General features: G+C 46.9%; 21 protein-coding genes and 1 riboswitch. Of the genes, 8 read left to right on the forward strand and 13 right to left on the reverse strand.

Going from position 1 to position 25,611, the window contains the following annotated elements; translation table 11 throughout:
- Positions 1–45: 45 nt before the first annotated feature.
- The 10 genes from B5F91_RS06900 to bglX form a co-directional block, all read right to left on the reverse strand.
- Positions 46–654, reverse strand: a complete 609-nt coding sequence (locus B5F91_RS06900) for a thiamine phosphate synthase (protein WP_087428355.1) — start codon at positions 652–654, stop codon at positions 46–48.
- 58 nt (positions 655–712) lie between these two features.
- Entirely contained in the window at positions 713–1,408 is a 696-nt protein-coding gene (locus B5F91_RS06905; protein ID WP_087428356.1) for a HesA/MoeB/ThiF family protein, read from the reverse strand.
- An 85-nt stretch (positions 1,409–1,493) separates the two neighbouring features.
- Positions 1,494–2,615, reverse strand: coding sequence for a 2-iminoacetate synthase ThiH (gene thiH / locus B5F91_RS06910; RefSeq protein ID WP_087428357.1), 1,122 nt, complete (start codon positions 2,613–2,615; stop codon positions 1,494–1,496).
- A 1-nt stretch (position 2,616) separates the two neighbouring features.
- Positions 2,617–3,168: a transposase gene (locus B5F91_RS06915; RefSeq protein ID WP_204244667.1), complete on the reverse strand. Its 552-nt coding sequence runs from the start codon at positions 3,166–3,168 to the stop codon at positions 2,617–2,619.
- 73 nt (positions 3,169–3,241) lie between these two features.
- Entirely contained in the window at positions 3,242–4,951 is a 1,710-nt protein-coding gene (gene thiC, locus B5F91_RS06920; protein WP_087428359.1) for a phosphomethylpyrimidine synthase ThiC, read from the reverse strand.
- Complete coding sequence (locus B5F91_RS06925; protein ID WP_087428360.1) at positions 4,944–5,720, reverse strand: thiazole synthase; 777 nt, start codon at positions 5,718–5,720, stop codon at positions 4,944–4,946. Before B5F91_RS06925 ends, thiC begins: the two co-directional genes overlap by 8 nt.
- Before the next feature lie 33 nt (positions 5,721–5,753).
- Positions 5,754–6,365 carry a thiamine phosphate synthase gene (locus B5F91_RS06930; protein WP_087428361.1) on the reverse strand — a complete coding sequence of 204 codons (612 nt, stop codon included), beginning with the start codon at positions 6,363–6,365 and terminating at the stop codon, positions 5,754–5,756.
- Between the two features lie 6 nt (positions 6,366–6,371).
- Positions 6,372–6,572 carry a sulfur carrier protein ThiS gene (thiS, locus tag B5F91_RS06935; protein WP_087428362.1) on the reverse strand — a complete coding sequence of 67 codons (201 nt, stop codon included), beginning with the start codon at positions 6,570–6,572 and terminating at the stop codon, positions 6,372–6,374.
- Between the two features lie 137 nt (positions 6,573–6,709).
- Positions 6,710–6,800: riboswitch (TPP riboswitch) on the reverse strand.
- A gap of 599 nt (positions 6,801–7,399) precedes the next feature.
- Complete coding sequence (gene guaA, locus B5F91_RS06940; protein WP_087428363.1) at positions 7,400–8,923, reverse strand: glutamine-hydrolyzing GMP synthase; 1,524 nt, start codon at positions 8,921–8,923, stop codon at positions 7,400–7,402.
- Positions 8,924–8,987: 64 nt separating this feature from the next.
- Complete coding sequence (gene bglX, locus B5F91_RS06945; RefSeq protein WP_087428364.1) at positions 8,988–11,276, reverse strand: beta-glucosidase BglX; 2,289 nt, start codon at positions 11,274–11,276, stop codon at positions 8,988–8,990.
- A gap of 439 nt (positions 11,277–11,715) precedes the next feature.
- Between bglX and gap the strand changes: the two genes are divergently transcribed.
- A complete protein-coding gene (gene gap, locus B5F91_RS06950) occupies positions 11,716–12,726 on the forward strand; it encodes a type I glyceraldehyde-3-phosphate dehydrogenase (RefSeq protein WP_087428365.1) in 1,011 nt (336 codons plus the stop codon).
- A 104-nt stretch (positions 12,727–12,830) separates the two neighbouring features.
- Positions 12,831–13,871, forward strand: a complete 1,041-nt coding sequence (locus tag B5F91_RS06955; protein WP_087428366.1) for an ABC transporter ATP-binding protein — start codon at positions 12,831–12,833, stop codon at positions 13,869–13,871.
- Positions 13,872–13,944: 73 nt separating this feature from the next.
- On the opposite strand, the gene B5F91_RS06960 is transcribed toward B5F91_RS06955, so the two are convergent.
- On the reverse strand, positions 13,945–14,604 hold the full coding sequence (locus B5F91_RS06960; RefSeq protein ID WP_087428383.1) for a glycine zipper domain-containing protein: 660 nt from the start codon (positions 14,602–14,604) through the stop codon (positions 13,945–13,947).
- Positions 14,605–14,739: 135 nt separating this feature from the next.
- Here B5F91_RS06960 and B5F91_RS06965 point away from each other — a divergent pair, with 135 nt between their 5' ends.
- Together B5F91_RS06965 and B5F91_RS06970 are read left to right on the forward strand one after the other, a co-directional pair.
- Positions 14,740–15,702, forward strand: coding sequence for a YitT family protein (locus tag B5F91_RS06965; RefSeq protein WP_087428367.1), 963 nt, complete (start codon positions 14,740–14,742; stop codon positions 15,700–15,702).
- A gap of 90 nt (positions 15,703–15,792) precedes the next feature.
- Complete coding sequence (locus B5F91_RS06970) at positions 15,793–17,361, forward strand: ATP-binding protein (protein ID WP_087428368.1); 1,569 nt, start codon at positions 15,793–15,795, stop codon at positions 17,359–17,361.
- A 57-nt stretch (positions 17,362–17,418) separates the two neighbouring features.
- Here B5F91_RS06970 and B5F91_RS06975 read toward each other — a convergent pair whose 3' ends face one another.
- Positions 17,419–17,856, reverse strand: a complete 438-nt coding sequence (locus tag B5F91_RS06975; RefSeq protein WP_087428369.1) for an Hsp20/alpha crystallin family protein — start codon at positions 17,854–17,856, stop codon at positions 17,419–17,421.
- A 359-nt stretch (positions 17,857–18,215) separates the two neighbouring features.
- Here B5F91_RS06975 and amrB point away from each other — a divergent pair, with 359 nt between their 5' ends.
- The 4 genes from amrB (at position 18,216) to ybaK (ending at position 24,330) form a co-directional block, all read left to right on the forward strand.
- Positions 18,216–19,673, forward strand: a complete 1,458-nt coding sequence (amrB, locus tag B5F91_RS06985; protein ID WP_239416333.1) for an AmmeMemoRadiSam system protein B — start codon at positions 18,216–18,218, stop codon at positions 19,671–19,673.
- A 152-nt stretch (positions 19,674–19,825) separates the two neighbouring features.
- Entirely contained in the window at positions 19,826–20,833 is a 1,008-nt protein-coding gene (gene amrS / locus B5F91_RS06990; protein ID WP_087428372.1) for an AmmeMemoRadiSam system radical SAM enzyme, read from the forward strand.
- Between the two features lie 77 nt (positions 20,834–20,910).
- The gene (gene uvrA / locus B5F91_RS06995; protein ID WP_087428373.1) at positions 20,911–23,748 is read left to right on the forward strand and encodes an excinuclease ABC subunit UvrA; all 2,838 of its coding nucleotides are present in this window, start codon (positions 20,911–20,913) and stop codon (positions 23,746–23,748) included.
- A gap of 108 nt (positions 23,749–23,856) precedes the next feature.
- Positions 23,857–24,330 carry a Cys-tRNA(Pro) deacylase gene (ybaK, locus tag B5F91_RS07000; protein WP_087428374.1) on the forward strand — a complete coding sequence of 158 codons (474 nt, stop codon included), beginning with the start codon at positions 23,857–23,859 and terminating at the stop codon, positions 24,328–24,330.
- Positions 24,331–24,394: 64 nt separating this feature from the next.
- Here the strand turns inward: ybaK and B5F91_RS07005 are convergent, their stop codons facing one another.
- Positions 24,395–25,528, reverse strand: coding sequence for a glycerate kinase (locus B5F91_RS07005; protein WP_087428375.1), 1,134 nt, complete (start codon positions 25,526–25,528; stop codon positions 24,395–24,397).
- Between the last annotated feature and the right edge of the window lie 83 nt (positions 25,529–25,611).

Raw genomic sequence — 25,611 nt, forward strand, 5'->3', positions numbered from 1 at the left:
TTACGCCATTTCTTCAATTCGGACAAATGAATGCCCCTAAAAACTTCAGTCGGCAAGCCGTTTCAGCTTTCGGAAATGTTCAATCAGCCGGCTATAATTGTAGTCGTGCTCGGAGTCAAACTTGTTCCATAGCCCTCCTAAAATTGCTGCTCCACCGAATCCGTAGTCTTTCACTTGCAGGATATTGCTTTCATCGATGCCTCCTAAAGCAATGACTTTTTTGTCGATGATGCCGCTTTTTGCCGCCGTCCGTATTTGTTCGGGGGTGAAAGCGGATGAATATCCTTCTTTTGAAATGCTATCGAATATCGGGCTGAGGAAGACATATTCGTTTTGAGGTTTCTTTTCCTTTACTTCTTCCAGCGTGTGGCAAGATGTGGTAATCGGTCCGGAATAGTTATTGGGAGCAACCGGATTCCGGCTATTCAGGTGGATGCCTCTTAGTTTGTACTCTTCTTTCAAGTAGAAATTGTCGTGCACGACAATACGTTTCCGGTATTTTTCCGGTATCAATGTCAATAATCTTTCGGCATATACCGGAATAGAGTCTACTTTACGCAGATGAAGGATGTCCAGCCCTTCATCGAAAAGGGTTGTAATGATTTTATCTTCTTCTACGAAGTAGGTAGGTCGGGTTATTACTATCAGTTTCATTATGAAAACACAATATGATGTGGCAAAGGTAGTAATAAGTTTGTAATATTTGGCTATATTAAAGCAAAATCGTGTACGTTTCCATCGTTTTCAGGTCGATTTGCCATAATTTCCCTGCCAGAATGTCGCCATATCCGCAGATAATCTTGATTACTTCGTTGGCTTCGGCGCATCCTACGAGTCCGGGCGTAACTCCCATAACCCCCTTCGGGGGATGAGGCATGGACAGCATTTCCTCTTCGTCGGGATAAAGGTCGCGGTATCTTTTCCCGCCTTTATTATATAAGAATACGGATACCTGCCCTTCGAACGCGCGGATGGCTCCATATACGTATACCTTATTTAATAGAGCGCAGGTGTCGTCTATCACGTATCGGGTGGCGAAATTATCGCATCCGTCTACGATGATGTCATAGTCCGCAAAGATTTCCTTGGCATTATCCCGAGTCAAGCGGGTAGGGTATGCCTTTATTTGGAGGGTACTGTTCAACGCTTCCAGCCGTTTTTTTGCTTGCAGGGCTTTGGATAAGCCTACTTCAGCTTCGGCATAAAGCACTTGGCGTTGCAGGTTGCTTTCGCTTACGGTATCATCGTCTACCAGCCCGATAGTCCCTATTCCGGCACCGGCTAAATAGAGGGCAACGGGAGACCCCAGTCCTCCTACGCCTACGATAAGCACCCGTGCCGCTCTTAGGCGGGCTTGTCCTTCTTCGCCGATTTCGGGAAGCAGGAGTTGGCGGTTGTATCTTTCCATAATTGTAAATAGTGAACACAGAGGCGTGGAGTCACAGAGAATATAAAAGCTCTGTGTCTTTGTGTCTCTGTGTTCAAATGCGATTTCATTTTACAAAGTCGAACGAAGCGTCCCAGTCTTTCCATACCGGTTCGCGTCCTGCCGCTTTCAGTGCGCATTCCACTTCTCCGGCGGTACGGTCATCGCTGATATGGAATTGTTCCAAGGCTTGCGGATAGGTGTAGTATCCGCCCGGTTCGGTCTTGCTTTCGGCACTCATGGTGGTCACGCCCAATGAAGCCATGTGGTCGCGGATATATGCCGGTTCGCGGGTCGAATACGAGATATCTACATCATGGTCGAAGATACGCATGGCGAAGGTCACTTGCGCCAGTTCCTTGTCGCTCATGATGACGTTGGGCTGGAATCCTTCGTTTTCCGCAGGGCGCATACGGGGGAAATTAACGCTATATTTGGTCTTCCAATAATGTTTTTGCAGATAGCGCAAGTGATATGCCATCATGGTCACATCGGTGCGCCAGTCTTCCAAGCCGATTAATACGCCCATGCCGATAGAATGCACGCCCGCTTGTCCCATACGGTCAAATCCGTTTACGCGCCATTCGAATTTCGATTTCATGCCGCGCGGATGATAGACATTATAGCGTACTTTGTTATAGGTTTCTTGGAAACAGATAACTCCGTTCATGCCGTGCTTGGTCAGTTCGGCATATTCTTCGGTCTTGAGCGGCATCACCTCTATCTTCAGGTTCGAGAAGTACGGTTTTGCCAAGTCAAGCGCTTTTGCCAGATAAGGGACACCGGCTTTAGCAGGGTTCTCTCCCGTTACAATGAGCAGGTTCTCGAACGGAGCTAGCTTCTTGATAGCTTTGTATTCGTTTTCGATTTCCTCGGGTGTCAGGATAGTCCTTGCCATAGGGTTGCTGATGTGGAATCCGCAATATACGCACGAGTTGGTGCATGAGTTGGTCAGGTAGAGCGGGATGAACATCGATACGGTTTTCCCGAACCGTTCTTCGGTATATTTCCGGCTCAGGCGTGCCATGGGTTCCAAGTATTTTTCAGCGGCGGGCGAAACCAATGCCATGAAATCATTGACATCGCAATGAGATTTTCCGAGTGCCCGCAACACATCGGATTCGGTTTTGGAGTAGATGGCTTCGGTCGTCTCCTCCCAGCTTATTTTTTCTAATTCTTCGCTAAACATTTTATTCTGTATATAGTTTATCTTTTTCCCACAAAAAAGGATTATTTAAAATGTATTCCTCAATTTCATCATACGTATGTTGGTTACGAATGATATGTTCGTAATAGTTGCGTTGCCAAACAGAATAACCTATTTTTCGTGAAACAGCACCTTTATATCCACGTATAATGGCTCCTACTGTTTTTGATGGTGATTGTAGGGGCGTATTGCATACGCCCTGATTACATCCACTATAATTTGTGGGTTTATTTATGTTGATGTTTTCGGGCGTATGCGATACGCCCCTACAAATTTCTATAATGGCATGAAAATGATTGGGCATTATTACATATTCATGTAATTTTACTTCTCCTTTTCTAATGTTCATGGTTTGTAACCATTCTTCTTTTACAATCCTTCCTGCCTCATTCAAAATCATTTCCCCATTAACGACTTTACCGAATGTGCATTTTTTCTCTTGGGTACAAATGGTGATAAAATAAAAGCCTTCTGTACTGTAGTTATATTCGGGCAACCTTATACTCTTGCGTCGATGAATGTTGGGGTCATACATTTTATTCAATATAATTTTATTGTTTGTATTGGTTGATGTATTCGGGCGGGCTAACCCCGCCCCTACAACTTAATTAATTATTAATGGATGAAAGGTCACGACTCAACTTCATCGCACAAAAGTTCGGCCCGCACATGGTGCAATATTCTCCGTCGGTATGGCGGCCTTCGGTGAAATATTCCAAGGCACGGTCGGGGTCTAAGCTCAAATGGAACTGGTCGCGCCAACGGAACTCGTAACGGGCTTTGCTCAAGGCATTGTCGCGGACTTGTGCTCCGGGATGTCCTTTGGCAAGGTCGGCGGCATGGGCGGCTATCTTATAGGTGATGACACCCGTGCGCACATCTTCCCGGTTCGGCAAGCCGAGGTGTTCTTTGGGGGTTACGTAGCACAACATTGCCGTGCCCAGCCATCCGATTTGAGCGGCTCCGATAGCCGATGTGATGTGGTCATATCCCGGTGCGATGTCTGTTACTAAGGGACCGAGGGTATAGAACGGGGCGTTGTGGCAATGCTCGATTTGGCGTTGCATGTTCTCTTGAATCTTGTGTAAGGGCACATGACCCGGACCTTCGATAAACGCTTGTACATTCTTCTCCCATGCACGTACCACGAGTTCACCCATGGTGTCGAGTTCGGCAAATTGGGCTTCATCGTTGGCATCGGCAATACATCCGGGACGCAAGCCGTCTCCCAAGGAGATAGCCACATCGTATTGAGCAAGGATGTCGCAGATGTCATCGAAATGTTCGTAGAGGAACGATTCTTGGTCGTGTATCAGGCACCATTTGCTCATGATGCTTCCTCCGCGGCTCACGATACCGCATAAACGCTTGTCTGCCAAGTGTACATTGTGCCGGCGGATGCCTGCATGGATGGTGAAATAGTCCACACCTTGTTCGCATTGCTCTATCAAGGTGTCCTTATAGATTTCCCAAGTCAGGTCTTCCACTTTGCCGTTCACCTTCTCCAGTGCCTGATAGATAGGCACGGTGCCTACGGGTACGGGGCAGTTGCGGATAATCCATTCGCGGGTTTCGTGGATGTTGTCTCCCGTAGAGAGGTCCATAAGCGTATCGCCTCCCCATTTGCAGCTCCATACGGCTTTGTCTACTTCTTCCTCGATGCTCGAAGTCGTAGCGGAGTTTCCGATGTTGGTATTGATTTTCACCAGGAAGTTGCGCCCGATAATCATCGGTTCGCTTTCCGGGTGGTTGATATTAGCGGGCAATACGGCACGTCCTGCGGCTATCTCATCACGCACAAATTCGGGAGTGATATGGGTGTCGATGCCCAATTCCTTGCAATTCATGTTCTCGCGGATAGCCACGTATTCCATTTCGGGGGTCACGATGCCTTGCTTGGCATAGTACATTTGGGTACAGCATTTTCCGGCTTTGGCACGATAGGGCAGGGCGATGTGTTCGAAACGCAGGTGGTCGAGCGAAGGGTCGTCCCGGCGCATTTTGCCGTATTCCGAAGTAATGGAAGGCAATTGCTCCACGTCTCCCCGTCCGGTAATCCACGATTCGCGCATACGGTCGATGCCTTTCTTCAGGTCAATCTCTATCGAAGGGTCGCTGAACGGGCCGCTGGTATCATAGATATAGACAGGCTCGTTCGGAGTCATCACTTTCTTTCCGTCTTGAATGGTGACGGTAGGGGTCAGGTTCACTTTTTGCATTCCCACTTTGATGAAGGGGAAGAGCGTGCCTTGCATGTAGGCTTTCTCGCGGTGTGCGTAGGGTTTGTTTTCTTGTTCCATAGGGATAGGTTTATTCATTCAGAAAAGCGGTTAAAGGTGAGGAAGCGGAAGCTTCGAAGTTTTCGCTTTGTATGCCCAGACCGGCTTCGTATGCCCGGCGTCCGGCGATAACGGCTTCCTTGAAGGCGATAGCCATTTCTACCGGGTTTCCGGCTACGGCGATAGCGGTATTTACTAAGCATGCGTCGGCACCCAATTCCATGGCTTCGGCGGCATGGCTCGGTGCTCCGATGCCTGCATCTACTACCACCGGCACATTGCTCTGCTCGATGATGATGCGCAGGAAGTCGCGTGTCTGAAGTCCTTTATTCGTACCGATAGGGGCTGCAAGAGGCATCACCGTAGCGGCTCCTGCTTCTTCCAGACGCTTGCAAAGGGTAGGGTCTGCCTGGCAATAAGGCAATACCACGAATCCCAATTTCACCAGTTCTTCGGTTGCTTTCAATGTCTCGGTAGAGTCGGGCAGGAGGTAGCGCGGGTCGGGGTGGATTTCCAGCTTCAACCAGTTGGTACCGAATGCCTCACGAGCCATTTGAGCGGCGAATACGGCTTCTTCTGCCGTGCGTACACCCGAAGTGTTGGGCAGGAGTTGGATATGCGGATGAACGATGTGATGCAACATATCATCGTTCTTGTCATTCAGTTCGATGCGTTTCATGGCTACGGTCACCATTTCCGTGCCCGAAGCAAGAATGGCTTGCTCCATGATTTCATTTGAGTTGAATTTGCCTGTACCCAAGAACAGGCGTGAGTCGAATTCTTTATCGGCGATAATCAGTTTTTTCATATTTTTCAATTATTAATTATTAACTATCAACTATTAACTCTCAACGATTCTCTTCGTTTCCTCTATCGGGTCATCTGCCCGAAGGATGCTTCCGCTTAAGGCGATGCCCGAAACTCCGGTTTGCATAATTGCCGGAATATCTTCGAAGGTAATGCCTCCGATAGCCACGATGGGCAGGTGGATGCCCGCTTCTTTCATGCGTGAAACGATGTCCCGATAACCTTCCAGCCCCAATACCGGACTCAGGTTTTTCTTTGTTGTGGTAAACCGGAACGGTCCGCACCCGATGTAATCGGCTCCCGCTTCGTAATGCATCCGCACGTCCTCGAAAGTATTTGCCGTACCTCCGATGATGAAATCCGGTCCCAATATCCGGCGTGCTTCGGCAATGGGCATATCCTTCTTGCCTAAATGCACTCCGTCGGCATGAAGCTTCTTCACCAGTTCCACGTGGTCATCGATGATGAACGTGGCTCCGTATTGCCGGCATAAGTCTTGCACCCGCAAGGCTTCCCGTTCCACTTCTTCGGGCGATGCGTCCTTCATGCGTAACTGAATCCACCGGCATCCGCCTTCCAGTGCCATGCGGGCAGAGTCGAAGTAGGTATATCGGTCGGTATAGTGTGTGATAAATTGCAGTTCCATAGCTCGTTATCCTCCACAAGCCGCTTTGATAATCACCAGGCTATCATTGGTTTGCAAGGTCTGTTCAGCCCATTGCGCGCGTGGAATCATGCGGTTGTTCAGGGCAATGGCTACACCTTTTTCGGGGAGTCCTAATTGGCTGGCAAGGTTTGCAATCGTATTTCCCTGCACCAGCTCCGTTTCTTTGTTGTTTACTAAAATAGTCATATCCTTTTGTTTTAATGTTATTATAAAGGTATATGTAGGACGTATGCAATACGCCCCTACAGCATGAGGAACCTTTAATTTTCAATTATCAATTGTCAATTCTCAATTTTCAAAAGGGGGTAGGGAGAAATACAAGAGTGTTCTTCAGAAACAATCCCTTCGCCGGTACTAACCGTATCAGGTTCGTAGGGTATAATCTCAGCCCGCCGGGCACCCCTTTGTTTTTACTTTTGGCAAAGATACTGGATTTTTTCAAGAAAACAAATAAAAATCTTCAAAGCCTGTTTTAGAGTCGTCAGTTAAGAAATGTTTCTGCCAAAAAGTCAGCATTCTTCTGTCAAAAATGCATACGGGTTCATTGCCTGATGAAGCAGGGTTCGTTAGCCCATGAACTTGGCTTCGTCAGCCGATGCAGTCGGCTTCGTTTTAAGTGGCAGGATATTAAAAGTGGCATCAAAGTTCTAATGACCTCTTTGGAACAAAGTGAACATTAGGATACTCTAATCTTGTGTTATTTTCTCTAAAATTGCCATTGGGTAAACAAATTCTCTAATAATCTATCTTGCTTTGTCATTTATTGAGTTTCTTTTACCACTTCAAAAGGTGGTATTATACCACCTTTTCAGCCTATTTTCTGCAAATATAGCCACTCTCTTTGAGAAAACAAATTTTCTTCCCTAAATAATCCTCCGTATCGTTTCCTTGCTGTACATCCACCAATGCTAACTTCATTTTCTATCATAAGTTTTAGCCTTTTGTAATAAATGAAATAGCCCCAACTTTTTAGGAGTTGAGGCTATCGGAAATAGGTCTAAATACGTGAAATTTTATTCCCACTCAATTGTGGCAGGCGGTTTTGACGAAATGTCGTAGCAAACGCGGTTTACGCCTTTTACCTTATTGATGATATCGTTCGAAACCTTTGCCAAGAATTCGTAGGGGAGGTGTGCCCAGTCTGCGGTCATGGCATCGGTGCTGGTTACGGCGCGCAAGGCTACGGCACGCTCGTAAGTGCGCTCATCGCCCATGACGCCTACGCTCTGTACAGGGAGGAGGATGACGCCTGCCTGCCATACCTTATTATATAAGTCCCAGTCGCGCAAGCCTTGGATGAAGATGTCGTCGGCATCTTGGAGGATGCGTACCTTTTCGCGGGTGATGTCGCCCAAGATACGTACTGCCAAGCCCGGTCCGGGGAAAGGATGACGGGTGATGAGGTGTTCGGGCATACCTAATTCACGTCCTACGCGGCGCACTTCGTCCTTGAACAGCAAGCGGAGTGGTTCGCAAAGTTTCAGATTCATCTTTTCGGGCAAGCCGCCTACATTGTGATGACTCTTGATGACCGTGCCTGTGATAGACAAAGATTCGATGCAATCGGGGTAGATAGTGCCTTGCGCCAGCCATTTCACATCCTTAATCTTGTGCGCTTCTTCGTCGAATACGTCGATAAAGCCTTTACCGATGATTTTGCGCTTACGTTCGGGTTCGGTTACTCCAGCCAGTTCAGTGAAGAACTTTTCGCTGGCATCTACGCCGATAACGTTCAGTCCTAAGCATTCGTAATCGTGGAGTACGTTGCGGAACTCGTTCTTGCGCAACATGCCGTGGTCGACGAAGATACATGTCAGGTTCTTGCCGATGGCTTTGTTGAGCAATACGGCTGCTACTGACGAGTCAACTCCTCCGCTTAGTCCCAATACCACTTTGTCGTCACCCAATTGTTCTTTCAGGTGTGCCACGGTGGTTTCGATGAACGAAGCCGCGCTCCAGTCTTGTTTGCCTCCACAGATGTCTACCACGAAGTTTTTCAGGATTTGCGTACCGTCTTCGGTATGGAACACTTCGGGATGGAACTGTACGCCCCACAGCTTTTCGCCTTCTGCCTGATAAGCGGCAACCGCCACTTTATCGGTAGACGCGATGATACGGAAGTTTTCGGGAAGAGACGTGATGGTGTCTCCATGGCTCATCCATACTTGCGAGTTTTCACGGACGTCTTTCAGCAACGGGTTGTCGTGGTCGAACTTCGCCAAGTGTGCCCGTCCGTATTCGCGGGTATTGGCGGGTTCCACTTTGCCTCCGTTGGTGTATGCCATGAACTGTGCGCCGTAGCAGATGCCCAAGATGGGGTATTTGCCGCGGATGTCGCTCAGGTCGATTTTGAAAGCCTTTTCATCGTAGACCGAGAAGGGGCTTCCCGACAAGATTACACCGATGACCGAAGGGTCGCCGAAAGGGAACTTGTTGTAGGGAACAATCTCGCAATACATGTTCAGTTCGCGCACGCGGCGTCCGATAAGCTGCGTGGTTTGCGAGCCGAAATCGAGAATAATAATCTTTTCCTGCATATTCAGTTCTGTATAAATTTGAAAGATTCGGCAAAGGTACTCATTTAAATCGAGAATTGAAAACTTATTCGGCATTGAATGTGGCACTTTGCACATCCCGGCTGTTCGGGCCTACCATGACTTGGAAAGTTCCGGCATCGTATTTATAGACGAGGTCGGCGTTGTAATATTTCAAGTCGTCTTCCGTCAGGGTGAATGTGACTTCTTGGCTTTCTCCTTTCTTCAAGGCGATGCGGCGGAAGTCTTTCAGTTCTTTCACGGGGCGGGCTATGTCGGCATATTGGTCGTGGATATAGAGCTGCACGATTTCCGTACCGTCGTAGTTCCCGGTGTTTTTCACCGGAACCGTTACCGTAATGCTGCCGCCTTTTGTCAGGGTTTCAGTGCTGAGTTTCATTTCGCCATATTCGAAGGTCGTGTAGCTCAATCCGTATCCGAAGGGATACAATCCGTCGTTGGGGCAATCGATGTAGTTGCTCACAAACCGGTTGAATGTCGTCAGGTCTTCGTCGGGGCGTCCGGTAGTTGTCTGGCTATAATATAAAGGAAGTTGTCCTACCGTGCGCGGGAAGGTGGTGGTCAGCTTGCCTGAAGGGACGGTTTTCCCGAATAATACGTCTGCTACGGCATCTCCCGTTTCACTTCCTCCGAACCATACGTTCAGAATGGCAGGCACATGTTCCGATTCCCACGTTAGGTCGAGCGGACGTCCGGTGAAGAGCAAAACCACCACGGGTTTCCCGGTTTTTACCAAGCCTTCTAACAAATGGCGTTGCGCGTCGGGGATGCGTATGTCGGTGCGTGAGGCTGATTCTCCGGTCATTTCCGCACATTCGCCTACTGCGGCAACGACGATATCGGCACGGGAAGCTACCGCCATTGCCTCGGCATACAGTCTTTGGTTGTCTCCTCTTTGTAACGTGCGTCCGCCGATTGCGCCTGCTTCCATGCGTTCGTCGTAATACACGTTGCTTCCTTTGGCATAGAGGATTTCCGCTTTGCCTTCAGTAGCGGCACGAAGTCTTTCAAGCAACGATGCATGTTTAGACGGGTCGCAAGTCGGGCTCCACATGCCGGACATGTTGTTGGCAGCATCTGCCATGGGGCCTATCAGGGCGATGCGTCCTTTTTGGGCGAGCGGAAGCAATTGGTTTTCGTTTTTCATCAGGACGAACGTTTCGGTGGCGATTCTCCGGGCTTCGGCACGGTTGGCTTCCGAGTATGTTTCCGTCTTGGCGCGTTCCACGTTGCAATATTTATAAGGATTCTCGAACAGCCCTAATTTGTATTTCATTTCCAATACCCTACGGCAGGCTTCATCGATGCGTGCTTTGGATACTTTGCCTTCGTTTACTGCTTCTTCCATCGGGTTGAGGAAACTTTGTGCCACCATATCCATGTCGGTTCCCGCATTCATTGCCATAATGCCTGCTTCTTTTAAGGGGGCGATACCGTGAATGTCTATTTCCCCGATTGAGTTATAATCGGTCACTACCATGCCTTCGAATCCCCATTGGTTGCGTAATACATCGTCAATCAACCATTTGTTGGTAGTGGCTGGGATGCCGTTGATGGTGTTGAAGGAAGTCATCACCGTGCCTACTCCGGCTTCCACCGCAGCCCGATAAGGCGGAAGGTATTCGTTGAGCATCTGCACCCGGCTCATGTCTGTACGGTTATAGTCTCTGCCCGATTCCGATGCTCCGTAGAGGGCGAAATGCTTGAGGCAAGCCATCATGCTGCTGTCCGATTTTTGCAAGTCCTTGCCTTGATATCCACGCACGTATGCGCGTGCCATCATTGCCCCGATGTAAGGGTCTTCGCCGTTTCCTTCGGCAATGCGTCCCCAGCGTGCGTCACGGCAGATGTCTACCATGGGGCTGAATGTCCAGGCGATTCCGTTGGCAGTAGCTTCTTTGGCTGAGATTTGCGCCATCCGTTCGGTTGCCAATGTGTCCCAACTACATGCCAAAGCCAGCGGGATAGGAAAGATGGTTTGATAGCCGTGAATGACATCGGCTCCTACTACGAGCGGGATGCCCAATCGGGTTTCTTCTACAGCAATACGTTGCAGTTCGCGGATTTTCTCTACGCTCATCACGTTGAAGAATCCTCCTAATTCTTGCTTGCGAATCATTTCGGCTAAGTTGCTGTTTTGTACGGCACCCGTTGTCAGGTCTCCTCCGGCAGGAAGGTTGAGCTGTCCTAATTTTTCCCGCAAGGTCATTTTGTCCATCAGTTCGGAGATGAATTTATCCATTTCTTTGTCTTGGGTATTCTCCGATGGTGTACATCCGCATAGGAAGGCGGAAGCCATTCCTGCCAATACGAATAAGTTTCTGAGGTGTTTCATTGTTTTGTCTTTTGAGTTTTGATTAATGAAGTGTATGCTTTATTTTTTTTGATAAAAATAGAGAATAAGGCGGGATGTATGGAACATTTCATGTTAAAAAAAGATGAATGGAAGAAGTCTTTCTTTTATATATAATATAGGTAGGTGTGCATCCTTTTCTTTCTAAGAGGATAAAAAAGTCTCATCATGCAAAGTAGGGATTGCAAAATGATACCTCGGCAGGACACAAACAGGGATTTTAATCGGAAAGAAGTAAAATGTCGCTTGATTTTTTCTTAATTTTAATACTTTTCGTGCTCTACTTTAAAAAGAAATTGCTATTTTTGCAACGCAGTCGAGAGAAAGAAAAGGCTGAAGAGGCATTCTGGAAACTTGATTATAGCGAAGATAAAAGCGAGTGTTTATAACTATATTATAGAACCTTTTAAAATTAAACAAAATGATTAAAGTAGGTATTAACGGTTTCGGTCGTATTGGCCGTTTCGTATTCCGTGCAGCTCAAAAAAGAAACGATATCCAAATCGTAGGTATTAACGACTTGTGCCCGGTAGATTACTTGGCTTACATGTTGAAGTATGATACAATGCACGGCCAGTTCGACGGTACTATCGAAGCTGACGTTGAAAACAGCAAATTGATTGTTAACGGTAAAGAAATCCGCGTAACAGCTGAAAGAAATCCTGCTGACTTGAAATGGAATGAAGTAGAAGCTGAATACGTAGTTGAATCAACTGGTTTGTTCTTGACTCAAGAAAAGGCTCAAGCTCACATCCAAGCTGGTGCTAAATACGTAGTTATGTCTGCTCCTTCTAAAGACGCTACTCCGATGTTCGTTTGCGGTGTAAACGAAAAGACTTACGTGAAGGGTACTCAATTCGTTTCTAACGCTTCTTGTACTACTAACTGCTTGGCTCCTATCGCTAAGGTTTTGAACGATAAGTTCGGTATTGTAAACGGTTTGATGACTACAGTTCACTCTACTACTGCTACTCAGAAGACTGTTGACGGTCCGTCTATGAAAGACTGGCGTGGTGGTCGTGCTGCTTCTGGCAACATTATCCCGTCTTCAACTGGTGCTGCTAAGGCTGTAGGTAAAGTTATTCCTGAACTGAACGGCAAATTGACAGGTATCTCTATGCGTGTGCCGACTTTGGATGTTTCTGTAGTTGACTTGACTGTTAACTTGGCTAAACCGGCTACTAAAGAAGCTATCTGCGCAGCTATGAAAGAAGCTTCTGAAGGCGAATTGAAAGGTGTTTTGGGTTACACTGAAGATGCAGTTGTATCTTCTGACTTCTTGGGTTGCACTTTGACTTCTATCTTCGATGCAAACGCAGGTGTTTACTTGACTGATACTTTCGTTAAAGTTGTTTCTTGGTATGACAACGAAATCGGTTACTCTAACAAAGTATTGGATTTGATTGCTCACATGGCATCAGTAAACGATTAATCATTGGTCGTTAGACGACAATTTTGATTAATAAGAATTTATAATAAGGGAGAGAAGTCATCCTTACGGGTGGCTTCTCTTTTTTTTCTTTATATAAAGTCTAAATGAGAGAAAAAGAAACGATTAAGCTCAGCCGTCTTTCGACCGGTTATTCCGGGAAACACGGTGTGATACGGGTTGCTGCAGATATTGACGCATCGGTGTATGGAGGCGAACTTACTTGTCTGTTGGGGGCGAACGGAGCAGGGAAATCTACTTTGTTGCGTACGTTGTCGGCATCCCAGCCTCCGCTTTCGGGTGAAGTTTGGATAGGAGAGAAGCGTTTGGCTGAGTATTCGGATAAGGAATTGGCAAAAGTGGTAGGGATTGTGCTCACAGAGCGTTGCGAAGTGGAAAACCTGACTGTAGAAGAATTGGTTGGAATGGGAAGGACTCCGTACACTGGTTTTTGGGGAACGCTCCGTAAAGAAGATAAACAAATCGTTGCAGAAGCCATTTCGCAAGTCGGAATTTCGAAGCTGTCTCATCGTATGGTGCAGACCCTGAGCGACGGGGAGCGCCAAAAGGTTATGATAGCCAAGGCGTTGGCTCAGCAGACTCCCATTATCCTTTTAGACGAGCCTACCGCTTTTCTCGATTTCTCCAGTAAAGTGGAAGTGATGCGCCTGTTGCGTACTTTGGCGCATGATTTAGGCAAGACCGTTTTCCTCTCTACACACGATTTGGAATTGGCTCTTCAGATAGCCGACAAGCTTTGGTTGATGAATGCCGGTGGAATTGTTGCCGGTACTCCCGAAGACCTTTCATTAAGTGGTATGCTCGAAGCCTTTTTCGCTCACGAAGGTATCGTTTTCGACCCGCATACAGGTTTGTTCCGCATCGCATTTGATTATGTGCAAAACATCCGCCTTATAGGCGAGGGATATCGGTACGATATGGTGCAGAAAGCCTTGCGCAGGCAGGGTATCCGTGCCGGGCATGAAGTCCGTTCCTTGTCTTATATAGATGCCGGAAGTTTAGATACCGATTCTTTTGTTTGGCATCCGGAATCAGGAGAAGCGGTTTTGTTCGAGACAATCGGCGATATGCTTGATTACATCGCTCCGATTCTTATTGATAAAGAAACGCGGATTTTCGCAGATTAACGCGAATAGAAGAAGAAAATTAAATTATAATCTGCGAAAATCTGCGTGAATCTGCATTTCTGAATAAATACATTTACCGTTGGGTAGGAAGGGTAAATTCTTGCCAGTCGTATTCCCTCCCTTCATAGTCGGCAATGGCAATATGGATGATGACTTCTCCGTCCTTCAAGCGTTTTCCTCCTCGGATGTGGGCGGTGTATTTGATGCCTTCGTGGGGCGCGATTTGCTCCAACATGACTGAGGGTGATACATAAATTCGTTTGTTATTGGTCTGCACGATAGGTACGGCATTATACACCGTTTCGTGGCTCGTATTGATAATTTCGAAGATGACTTTGCTATGTTCTTCCGATTCGATGACATGGTTCCGGTTTTCGTCTATGAAACGGATGTTCCTGATTTGCAGGTAGCCGACACTGGAAGGGATGTCGCTTGGTTGAGGAGTATAGACACGTTGCTCTTCCACTGGGTAGCCCTCTTGTGCCTTCCGTTTTTGTGTCGAACTGATTGCTCCTCCGATAGCCGCTCCGGCTAATGTGCCCACCAAAGTACCGATAGCCGAACCACGGTAGCCTCCGTCCCAATGCCGGTTGCTTCCCACCAGTCCGCCAATCGCTCCTCCTACGTTTCCGCCTATCGAAGCTCCCGCTAGGGTAGACGTAGCCTGATACGTACTTCCGCATCCACAAAGTAGTAACGTTGCCAATCCTAAAACAATTATTTTTTGTTTCATATCTATTGGTTTAATGGTTTTTCCATTGACAAAGATAACGAAAGATTTGAATATTTGTTCGCTCTTCATAAGCAAATTGTATTTGTGTATGTGAACTTTTCTTTGTATATTTGCTGCATAAAAATAAGAAAACGTATGAAGAAGACAATAAGCGGATGGTTGAATATTTTGGTGGGCTGCATTATCTTGGCGGCTGGGTTTGTGTTTTTCATTAACCCGTATAACATTGTTCCGGGTGGTGTGTACGGGGCAAGTATCGTGTTGCACAATCTGTTCCCTTCCATTCAGGTGGGTACGTTCGGATATATGTTCGATATTCCGTTACTCATCCTTTCGGTTATCTTTTTGGGAACTAAGTTAGGGGCACGGACGATTGCGGCGGCATTGACAACTCCTTTATTAATGAACGTGATGTCGCGTTTGGCATATCCTACGCGGGAAGCCTTGCATGCGCTCGATCCTTCCCAGCTTTTGGGAGGCATTATGGATTTGTCGGACCACTTGATGTTGACCACTGTGATGGGTGCTGTGTTGATAGGCATTGGGAGCGGCATTGTGGTGAAGAACCAGGCTACTACGGGCGGGAGTGATATTGTAGCGATGATGCTTCAGAAGTATATGCACATCCGTTTTTCGCGTGCAATTTTGTTGGTGGACGGGATAGTCGTTTGCTTTGGTTTGCTGGTGATAGGCTTCGGATTGGGAAGCGGGGAGATGCCGGAAGAACCTTCCGTTTATTTGTCTTTGTATTCGTTGATAGCCATTTTCATTTGTTCGCGTGTGATTGCTTATATGATAACCGGTGCGAAGAACGATAAGCTGATTTTTGTTATCAGTGATAAGGAACTGCCTGATTTGCATAAGTACATCTTGAAAGACTTGGACCGTACCGCTACGTGTATCAAGAGTAGCGGATTATATACGAAAGAAGAAAAGGAAATGATTTTCCTTGTGGTGAGCTACAAAGAAGTGGCGGGCGTAAAAGCCACGATAAAGCTTGCCGACCCGCGTGCCTTTGTGGTAGTGACCGATGCTTACGATACTTTTGGCGAAGGCTGGAAACAATTGCCTTCACCCAATGAGATTGAGCCGGAATAAAGGCTTTTTCTGGATATTCTTTCCTTTTGATTTTCAACTCTTCGGTAAAATGATTACTTTTGTGAAGTATTCATGAAAAAAGAATGATGTATGAACCAGCCAGCGCGAAAGAAATATCCGATAGGAATGCAGTCCTTTTCGACAATGTGGAAAGAGAATTACCTGTATATTGATAAGACGGAATATATTTACCGCATGACGCATTCCGATAGTAAATATATGTTTTTGAGTCGTCCGCGCCGTTTCGGAAAATCATTGTTAGTAGATACGTTGCATGCTTATTTTGAAGGGAAAAAAGAATTGTTCGAGGGGCTTGCCATAGAAAAGCTGGAAACAGAATGGGTGCAATATCCTGTTTTGCATTTCGACTTTAGCACGGCAAAGAATTTGAATAAAGAAGAGTTGGAAAGCGAACTTTCTTTTAAGCTTGCTAAGTATGAAGAGGTATACGGGCGCAAAGAAGGAGATGAAAGACCCAACCAGCGTTTGCAAGGTTTGATAGAACGGGCATATCGCCAAACAGGTAAGGAAGTGGTGGTTTTAATCGATGAATACGATGCGCCGTTATTGGATGTGATGCATGAAGAAAAAGACTTGCCTGTGCTTCGTAACGTGATGCGCAATTTTTATAGTCCGCTTAAGGCTTTAGGCGCTTATTTGCATTTCGTTTTTTTAACGGGCATCACCAAGTTCTCGCAACTTAGTATCTTTAGTGAACTGAATAATATACAAAATATCAGTATGCTACAAGAGTATGCTGCTATTTGTGGTATTACGGAAGAAGAAATACGCAGGCAAATGGATGCCGGTTTGGAAGCTTTTGCTCAAAAATTAAGCATAACGAAAGAGGAAATGCTTGAGAAGTTGAAAGCGAATTATGACGGTTATCATTTCACTTGGCCTTCTCCTGACATCTATAATCCTTATAGTCTGATGAATGCCTTCAGTGAGACGCGGATTGCTTCTTATTGGTTTGGGATCGGTACGCCGACCTATCTGATAGAGATGTTGCGTAAGTTCGGCATGTCACCGGCTCAATTGGGTGGGGAAATGAGGGCGGAAGCAAGCGACTTTGATGCGCCTACCGAACGCTTGACCGGCATTGTGCCTTTGCTTTATCAAAGCGGATATTTCACGATTAAGAATGGAAATCTGTTGTTTGGTTCATACACATTGGGTATTCCTAACCGGGAAGTACGAATCGGATTGATGAAGAGTCTGATTCCTTATTATTTGACACCGAATACGCAAGCTACATCGGCGGCGGTCATTACGATGGCGGAATGCTTGTATGATAATGATATGGAAGGGGCTTTGCAAGCCATGCGGACTTTTTTAAGCACTGTTCCATACGCTGATAATACCGATTACGAAGGGCATTACCAACAAGTGCTGTATATCATCTTCAGCCTGTTGGGGATGTACACTGATATTGAGGTGCGTACTCCACGCGGAAGGGTAGATGTGGTGATGCGCACGCCTGCTGCGTTATATCTGATAGAGGTAAAGATGGACAAGAGTGCCGATGTCGCTATGCAACAGATAGACTTGACACAATATCCCGAGCGTTTTGCTCTTTGCGGGGTTCCGATAGTGAAAGTAGGTATTAATTTCGATAGCCGCCAACGTACGATAAGTGATTGGAAAATCATGAAATAAAAAAAGCCGGAAGCATCTCGTTTGAGATGTTTCCGGCTTTCGCTTTAATGGTCACTATTAATGAATTTCAATAACCTTGTTGATTTTAGCTTTTTCTTCAGGAGTGCGTTTCGGCAATTCGATGGTCAACACACCGTTGGTGACGTTGGCACTGATTTTTTCTTTTTCCACATCGTCCGGAAGAACCAAAGCCTGTTGGAATTTTGTGTAAGAGAACTCGCGGCGTAAGTACTTCTTGTTCTCTTTGTCCTCTTCCTTGTTTTCGGTCTTCTTTTCCATTGAGATAACCAATTCGTTGTCTTCACTCAAGTGGATGTTGAAATCCTCTTTCGTCATACCCGGAGCCGCAACTTCAACCTTATAGTCTTTGTCGCTTTCTATCACATTGATAGCAGGTGCCGTTGCGTTAGCCTTTACCATCCAATCGTTATCGAAAAAGTCATTAAAAATACTCGGTAACCATTCTTGACTGTAATTTCTTCTGCTCGGTGTCATAATCTTAATCTCCTATTTTTTAGTTCTTTATTTATCAAATTGTTCTTTTGGACTCCCTTTGCCTTTCGGCTTCCGAAGTTCACTTAGAGAAGTGCAAACTCTGTGCCGTTGCTTGGCATGGCTTTGCCTTTTAAACTTACGAAATCTATTTTAAGCAAAATGCCCGCTATTTTAAATCTTAGAAGAATCCGAGGGGGAGAAGCGGATGGAACATTTGTCAGACGGATTGCCTATTTGTCAGAAAAGAAGAAAAAAAGTCAGTTTGATGTGGATAATATGCTATCTTTTCCGTATATTTAGGGGCATAAAGAGAGAATGCCATGCATACCCAATGGAAGTTTGTTTTAATTGTAATGATTATGATACATAGTGTAGGAAACGCCTGCTCTTCGGGTGAAAAGAGAGTCCGTATGCCGGCGGTTGCAGGTGCTTTTTATCCGGCAGATGCGGATACGTTGAGAGAAACGGTTGTATCGTTCTTGTCCGAAGCTTCATCGGCAGAGGCGGACAAAGAAGTGCAGGCGGTCATCGTTCCTCATGCCGGTTATGTGTATTCGGGTAGTACTGCGTCTGAAGCCATAAAGGCTATTCCGTCTGATGCGGTCTATAAACGGATATTCTTGCTTGGTCCCAGCCATCGGGCTGCATTCGACGGGGCTTCGGTGAACAATGCTTTCGATAGTTATGCCACACCGCTCGGGCAGGTGAAAGTGGACCGTGAAGTGTGCGAAGCCTTAAAGCATGCCGATCCGGTCTTTACTTACGTGCCCGAAGCCCATGCCCGCGAGCATTGCTTGGAGGTTCAGTTGCCCTTCTTGCAAGTCCATTTGCAACATGTTCCTCCGATAGTACCGGTTATTATCGGTACACAAGACTTGGCGAAATTAAGAAGAATTGCCCAGGCGTTGCAACCTTATTTCACTTCGGATAACTTGTTCGTTATCAGCAGCGATTTCTCGCATTACCCTTCGTATGAGGATGCCAATCGGGTGGATAAAGCCACGGGGGAAGCCATTGAGAGCGGTTCGCTCCGCAAGTTTTTAGATGCATTGGAGAAGAATGCCCGCAAGGGTGTGCCTCGGTTGGCAACCAGCGCATGCGGACAAAGCCCTATTGCCGTGCTCCTATTATTAATGGAGGGACGGAAGGATTTGCAAGTCCGACACCTGGCTTATTGCAATTCGGGCGATGCCATTTATGGGGATAAAGACAGGGTAGTAGGCTATCATGCTTTTTCGATAGTGAAGAAAGCGGAAGCGGATGCATTCGCCTTGACCGGGGAAGAGCGGGCACAACTCTTGCAAATTGCCCGTAAAAGCATTGATTATGAACTTGCCCGAAAGACGGACTTGCCTTACGATTCTACGAAGATGAGTCCTGCATTGCAACAACATTGCGGTGTATTCGTGACCCTTCATAAGGGAGGGAAGTTGCGCGGATGTATCGGAAACTTGATAGGCTTTTTGCCTTTATATCGTCTTGTGGCTAATATGGCTAAATTGGCCGCATTCGAAGACCCGCGTTTCTATCCTGTAAAGGAAAGCGAGATGAAAGACATCGATATCGAGATTTCGGTGCTTTCCCCGTTGCGGAAGATTCAATCCATCGATGAGTTCCAGTTGGGGCGGCATGGCATTTATATAATAAAAGGAGAGCATCGGGGTACGTTCCTTCCTCAGGTGGCCGAAGAAACGGGCTGGACGAAGGAAGAGTTTTTAGGGCATTGCGCACGTGATAAGGCTGGATTGGCATGGAATGGCTGGAAAGATGCGGAACTCTATGTGTACGAAGCGATTGTATTCGGCGAAGAAAAATAAATGTGATTTATCTAACGCAGAGACGCAAAGACGCAGAGGATTTTTTTAGAGGAAGTAAAATTCACAGAGTTATTGCGCTTTCCTTTTGCGTTTTTTGTTCTCTAAAAATGAATCTTTGCGTTTTTGCGTCTCTGCGTTCAATAAAAGAGAAGATGAAAGAAGCGGACTATTATATTTCGAATCCCGATGGGACGGTGGTATGTATGCTTTGCCCGCATCAATGCAAGATAAATGAAGATATATGCGGGCGGTGTCGGAGCCGTATGAATCGGGGAGGGCATCTATATTCGTTGGCATACGCACATATATGCGCTATGCATGTCGACCCGGTTGAGAAGAAACCCTTGTTGCATTTCTTGCCGGGCGAGACCTGTTTCTCTTTGGCTTCGGCTGGGTGTAACTTGTCGTGCCTGAATTGCCAAAACTGGTCTGTCTCGCAAGTCTCTCCGGTGGATATTCCTTCCCAAACGCTGCTTCCAGAAGATTGTGCGCGCTTGGCTAAGAAGTACGGGTGCAGAGCGGTGGCTTATACCTATACCGAACCGCTTACTTACTTGGAGTATGTGCGCGATTGTGCTTCGGCTTGCCAAGAGGCAGGCTTGAAGAACATTTTAGTAACGGCTGGTTATGTCAATGAAAAGCCCTTGCGCGACCTCTTGCCTTTTATCGATGCCGTAAATATCGACTTGAAATCGTTCTCGGATGAGGCTTACCGGAAGGTGTGCCGTGCGAGGCTCCAGCCTGTATTAGACACCATGTTGCGCATGCACGAGGCGGGCGTATGGATAGAGATCACCCGCCTTCTAATTCCCGGCATCCATGACCGGGAAGAAGATATCCGGGTAATGAGTCATTGGTTGGTAGAATACGGACTTGCGGATAATCCGTTGCATATCAGCCGTTTCTTCCCGCGTTATAAAATGCAGGAGGTAGAAGCCACACCGCTTTCTTCCTTGGTTTCTGCCCGCCGCATCGCACAAGAGGAAGGGATGCGTTTTGTCTATATCGGCAATACTTCGCTTGCGGATGCCGAAGACACGCATTGCCCGGATTGTGGGAATCTGCTGGTCAAGCGGGAAGGATATACCGTTTTATCGGAAGGCTTTTCGGGGGGATGTCCGGTGTGTGGGGCAAAGATTCCGGGCGTATGGACGTTTTGATGCATCGAAAAGCGGGTAAGGTATTGGCGGAAAACGGAATATTCCCTATCTTTGCAAGGATATATCATAGATAAGGCATGAAAGAAGAAAAGGAAACAATCAGTGTGCAGGGAGCACGGGTGCACAATTTGAAAAATATAGATGTCGATATCCCGCGCAATAGCCTGACGGTTATCACCGGCTTGAGCGGAAGCGGAAAGTCTTCATTGGCTTTCGATACCATCTTTGCCGAGGGCCAGCGCAGGTATATCGAGACTTTTTCGGCATACGCCCGCAATTTCTTGGGAGGAATGGAGCGTCCTGATGTGGATAAGATTACGGGGCTGAGTCCGGTGATTTCCATCGAGCAGAAGACCACGAACAAGAACCCTCGTTCTACGGTAGGGACCACGACCGAAATCTATGATTACCTGCGTCTGTTGTTCGCTCGTGCCGGCATCGCGTATTCTTATCTTTCGGGTGAGAAAATGGTGAAATACACCGAAGAGCAGATTCTCGACCTTATCCGGCGTGATTATAAAGGCAAGCGCATTTTCATTCTCGCTCCCTTGGTGCGTACCCGCAAAGGACATTACAAGGAGTTGTTCGAGCAGGTGCGGAAGAAAGGGTATCTCTATGTACGGGTAGACGGAGAGGTGAAGGAAATTGTGCACGGCATGAAGCTGGACCGTTATAAGAACCACGATATCGAGGTGGTTATCGATAAGACCGTGGTGACGGATAAGGAGGAGAAGCGTTTGAAACAAAGCGTGGCTACGGCGATGCAGCAGGGCGACGGGTTATTGATGATATTGGATGCGCAGACCGAAAGCGTGCGCCATTATAGCAAGCGGTTGATGTGTCCCGTGACAGGGCTTTCGTATAAGGAACCGGCTCCGCATAATTTCTCTTTCAATTCGCCTCAGGGCGCGTGTCCGCGGTGCAAAGGATTGGGTTATGTCAACCTGATAGATATCGATAAAGTGATTCCCGACCGCTCTCTATCGGTCTACGAAGGGGCTATCGCTCCCTTGGGAAAGTATAAGAACGGCATGATATTCTGGCAAATCGAGGCTTTGCTTGAGCGGTACGAAGCGTCCTTAAAGACACCGGTATGCGAGTTGCCCGAAGATGCTATCAACGAGATTTTGTATGGATGCGACGAGCGTTTGAAGATAAAGAGCGCGTTGATACATGCCTCGTCTGATTATTTTGTCACTTATGAGGGGATTGTGAAGTACATCCAGCTGATGCAGGAAAGAGACGCTTCGGCTACGGCTCAGAAATGGGCAGACCAGTTTGCCAAGACCGATGTGTGTCCCGAATGCAAAGGGGCGCGGTTGAATAAAGAAGCGTTGCATTTCCGCATCCATGATAAGAATATCTACCAGCTGGCTACGATGGATATCAGCGAGTTATATGCTTGGTTGCAGAACGTAGAGCCTTTCTTGGAGGAGAAGCAACGCTTGATTGCTACGGAAATCTTGAAGGAAATCCGCACCCGGTTGAAGTTCTTGCTGGATGTGGGTTTGGATTACCTTTCGCTCAACCGTTCTTCGGTCAGTCTTTCGGGAGGAGAGAGCCAGCGCATCCGTTTGGCTACACAAATCGGGTCTCAACTGGTGAATGTGTTGTATATCTTAGACGAGCCGAGCATCGGGCTTCACCAGCGAGATAATATCCGCCTGATAAACTCCTTAAAGGAATTGCGCGACTTGGGCAATACCGTGATAGTGGTAGAGCATGATAAGGACATGATGCTTGCGGCAGATTATGTGGTGGATATGGGACCGAAAGCCGGACGCTTGGGAGGTGAAGTGGTCTTTGCCGGAACGCCTGAGCAGATGTTGAAGACCAGTACATTGACTTCGCAATACCTTAACGGACAGATGCAGATTGAAGTGCCTGCCAAACGCAGGGAGGGAAACGGGAAGTCGATTTGGATTCGGGGAGCGAAAGGGAATAACCTGAAGCATATCGATGTGGAATTTCCTTTGGGTAAGCTGATTTGCGTGACCGGAGTGTCTGGAAGCGGGAAATCTACGTTGATTAATGATACGTTGCAACCCATTCTTTCGCAACATTTTTACCGTTCGTTGCAAGACCCTTTGCCTTACGATTCGATAGAAGGGTTGGAATATATTGATAAGGTGGTCAATGTCGACCAGTCTCCCTTAGGGCGCACGCCTCGTTCCAATCCGGCGACTTATACGGGCGTATTTAGTGACATCCGGAATCTCTTCGTGAGCCTTCCCGAAGCGAAGATGCGCGGCTATAAGCCCGGACGTTTTTCGTTTAATGTAGCGGGAGGCAGATGTGAGGCATGTGGAGGAAACGGATATAAGATTATCGAGATGAATTTCTTGCCTGATGTCATGGTGCCTTGCGAAGTGTGCCATGGTAAACGGTACAATCGGGAGACCTTGGAGGTGCGTTTCAAGGGAAAATCCATTGCTGATGTGCTGGATATGACCATTAACCGTGCGGTAGAGTTTTTCGAGAATGTGCCTCAGATATTGAATAAGATAAAGGTGTTGCAAGAAGTAGGGTTGGGCTACATCAAGTTGGGCCAGCCTTCTACGACCTTATCGGGAGGCGAGAGCCAACGGGTAAAATTAGCAACGGAACTCTCGAAACGAGATACGGGCAAAACGCTTTACATCTTAGACGAGCCGACCACAGGTTTGCATTTCGAAGATATCCGTGTATTAATGAATGTATTAAACCGCTTGGTAGACAAGGGAAATACGGTCATCGTTATCGAGCATAACCTGGACGTAATCAAGATGGCGGACTATATTATCGATATGGGACCGGAAGGTGGAAGGGGAGGAGGCGAAGTGCTTTCTACCGGTACACCCGAAGAAGTGGCGTTAAGCCCTAAAGGCTATACACCTAAGTTTTTGAAGGAAGAATTGAAGATATGTTGTCATTGAGAAATTGAACACAGAGACACAAAGACTTAGAGAATACGATTTCTGTATATGAAAATAAAAACTCTGTGCCTCTATGTTTCTGTGTTCTAATTTATTTTGAATAGGACTATGAAAGTAAATAAAACCAATGTAGCCCGTTTGCTAGATAAGGCAAAGGTGGCATACGAATTGATTCCATACGAAGTGGACGAGAACGATTTGAGTGCGGTGCATGTAGCCGCTTCGTTGGGTGAAGACATTGATTGTGTATTTAAGACCCTTGTGCTTCATGGGGACAAGAGCGGGTATTTCGTGTGTGTCATACCTGGCGAGCACGAAGTCGACTTGAAATTAGCGGCTAAGGTATCGGGCAATAAGAAGTGCGACCTTATCCCGATGAAGGAGTTGCTTCCGCTCACGGGCTATATCCGTGGGGGATGTTCGCCTATCGGGATGAAGAAACATTTCCCTACCTATATCCACAAGACTTGCTTGGATTTTCCTTTTATCTATGTTAGTGCCGGTATACGTGGGCTTCAAATTAAATTAGCTCCGCAAGACTTGATTCGGGAAGCAAGGGCGGAGGTGGCAACTCTCTTTTGAGTGAATAGTTAATAATGAATAGTTAATAACGGTGTGTGTGATAAAAGCCATGCCTCGTTATTAACTATTCATTATTAACTATTAACTCCCTTCCAATTGCCCTTCGTATGTTTTCCCGTGTTACCTCCGGTCGCATGGCTTCTTCAAGAGGCAAGTTATCCGGTGATATTTTGACGATTCGGGCGAATCCCATTTGCTGGAGGCATGCTTTATCTTCTACTTTTCCGGCTATCAGCATGACGGGGATGTTGGCTTTTTTCGCTCTTTTCAATACACCCGCTGGGACTTTTCCTTCGGCGGTTTGCCTGTCTGCTTTTCCTTCGCCGGTGATAATCCAGTCGGCATTCGTTATTTTCCGGTCAAAATCTACGGCGTCCAATAGCAGGTCGATGCCCGATTGCAAATGGGCTTGTAGGAAGGTGGCGAATGCTCCGCCCAATCCTCCGGCTGCTCCAGCTCCCTTTACCTTATTTATATTATAGGAGAAATCACGCTCGATGAGAAGGGCTAAATGCCGCATGCCTTCATCCAGTTGGCGGATTTGCTCTTCGCTCGCTCCTTTTTGCCGGGCAAAGACGTATGCGGCTCCTTGCGGTCCGCAGAACGGGTTTTGCACATCGCAAGCTACGATGAACGTGGCTTCCTTTAGTGCCGGATGCAGGTGGTTGAGGTCGATACGTGCGATTTGTTCCATGATTTTCCCTCCTTGTTCTAATTCGTTTCCCTGCTTATCATATAGATGTGCTCCAAGTACTTGCATCATGCCCATGCCTGCATCGTTTGTAGCACTTCCTCCGATGCCGATAATGAACCGGCGGAATCCTTTTTCTAATGCGTCCTTTATCAGTTCTCCTGTGCCATACGTGCTGGTCTCCATCGGATTCCGTTCGATAGGGGAGAGGGTGGTCAATCCGTTTATCTCAGCCATTTCGATGATTGCGGTCCGTTGGTCTCCCAATATGCCATACCGTGTCGGGCGTATCCGCATCAACGGGTCGTGGGCTTGGGTGGATACGAATGTCCCTTGTGTTGCCTCTATCAGTGTGTCGAGCATACCTTCGCCTCCGTCGGCAATGGGGATGCATACGGTTTGACAAGAGGGCAGGATGCGGTGTATTTCTTCGGCGATGCATTGCTCTATTTCTTTCGAAGAGAGGCATCCTTTGAACGAATCGATAGCCAAAACAATCTTTTTCATAACGTACTGAGTTTATTCCTTTGCAAAAATAAGTAATTTTCATACCTTTGTCCGTGGAAAAATGTTTTTTTATTAATCTTAAA

Source organism: Bacteroides sp. An322 (genome assembly GCF_002161765.1).
Taxonomy (GTDB): Bacteria; Bacteroidota; Bacteroidia; order Bacteroidales; family Bacteroidaceae; genus Phocaeicola; species Phocaeicola merdavium.

Bases quoted from the DNA above. Each gene is read 5' to 3' on its own strand.
- B5F91_RS06900 (WP_087428355.1), bottom strand. From the start codon at position 654: ATGAAACTGATAGTAATAACCCGACCTACCTACTTCGTAGAAGAAGAT.
- B5F91_RS06905 (WP_087428356.1), bottom strand. From the start codon at position 1,408: ATGGAAAGATACAACCGCCAACTCCTGCTTCCCGAAATCGGCGAAGAA.
- thiH (WP_087428357.1), bottom strand. From the start codon at position 2,615: ATGTTTAGCGAAGAATTAGAAAAAATAAGCTGGGAGGAGACGACCGAA.
- B5F91_RS06915 (WP_204244667.1), bottom strand. From the start codon at position 3,168: ATGTATGACCCCAACATTCATCGACGCAAGAGTATAAGGTTGCCCGAA.
- thiC (WP_087428359.1), bottom strand. From the start codon at position 4,951: ATGAATAAACCTATCCCTATGGAACAAGAAAACAAACCCTACGCACAC.
- B5F91_RS06925 (WP_087428360.1), bottom strand. From the start codon at position 5,720: ATGAAAAAACTGATTATCGCCGATAAAGAATTCGACTCACGCCTGTTC.
- B5F91_RS06930 (WP_087428361.1), bottom strand. From the start codon at position 6,365: ATGGAACTGCAATTTATCACACACTATACCGACCGATATACCTACTTC.
- thiS (WP_087428362.1), bottom strand. From the start codon at position 6,572: ATGACTATTTTAGTAAACAACAAAGAAACGGAGCTGGTGCAGGGAAAT.
- guaA (WP_087428363.1), bottom strand. From the start codon at position 8,923: ATGCAGGAAAAGATTATTATTCTCGATTTCGGCTCGCAAACCACGCAG.
- bglX (WP_087428364.1), bottom strand. From the start codon at position 11,276: ATGAAACACCTCAGAAACTTATTCGTATTGGCAGGAATGGCTTCCGCC.
- gap (WP_087428365.1), top strand. From the start codon at position 11,716: ATGATTAAAGTAGGTATTAACGGTTTCGGTCGTATTGGCCGTTTCGTA.
- B5F91_RS06955 (WP_087428366.1), top strand. From the start codon at position 12,831: ATGAGAGAAAAAGAAACGATTAAGCTCAGCCGTCTTTCGACCGGTTAT.
- B5F91_RS06960 (WP_087428383.1), bottom strand. From the start codon at position 14,604: ATGAAACAAAAAATAATTGTTTTAGGATTGGCAACGTTACTACTTTGT.
- B5F91_RS06965 (WP_087428367.1), top strand. From the start codon at position 14,740: ATGAAGAAGACAATAAGCGGATGGTTGAATATTTTGGTGGGCTGCATT.
- B5F91_RS06970 (WP_087428368.1), top strand. From the start codon at position 15,793: ATGAACCAGCCAGCGCGAAAGAAATATCCGATAGGAATGCAGTCCTTT.
- B5F91_RS06975 (WP_087428369.1), bottom strand. From the start codon at position 17,856: ATGACACCGAGCAGAAGAAATTACAGTCAAGAATGGTTACCGAGTATT.
- amrB (WP_239416333.1), top strand. From the start codon at position 18,216: ATGATACATAGTGTAGGAAACGCCTGCTCTTCGGGTGAAAAGAGAGTC.
- amrS (WP_087428372.1), top strand. From the start codon at position 19,826: ATGAAAGAAGCGGACTATTATATTTCGAATCCCGATGGGACGGTGGTA.
- uvrA (WP_087428373.1), top strand. From the start codon at position 20,911: ATGAAAGAAGAAAAGGAAACAATCAGTGTGCAGGGAGCACGGGTGCAC.
- ybaK (WP_087428374.1), top strand. From the start codon at position 23,857: ATGAAAGTAAATAAAACCAATGTAGCCCGTTTGCTAGATAAGGCAAAG.
- B5F91_RS07005 (WP_087428375.1), bottom strand. From the start codon at position 25,528: ATGAAAAAGATTGTTTTGGCTATCGATTCGTTCAAAGGATGCCTCTCT.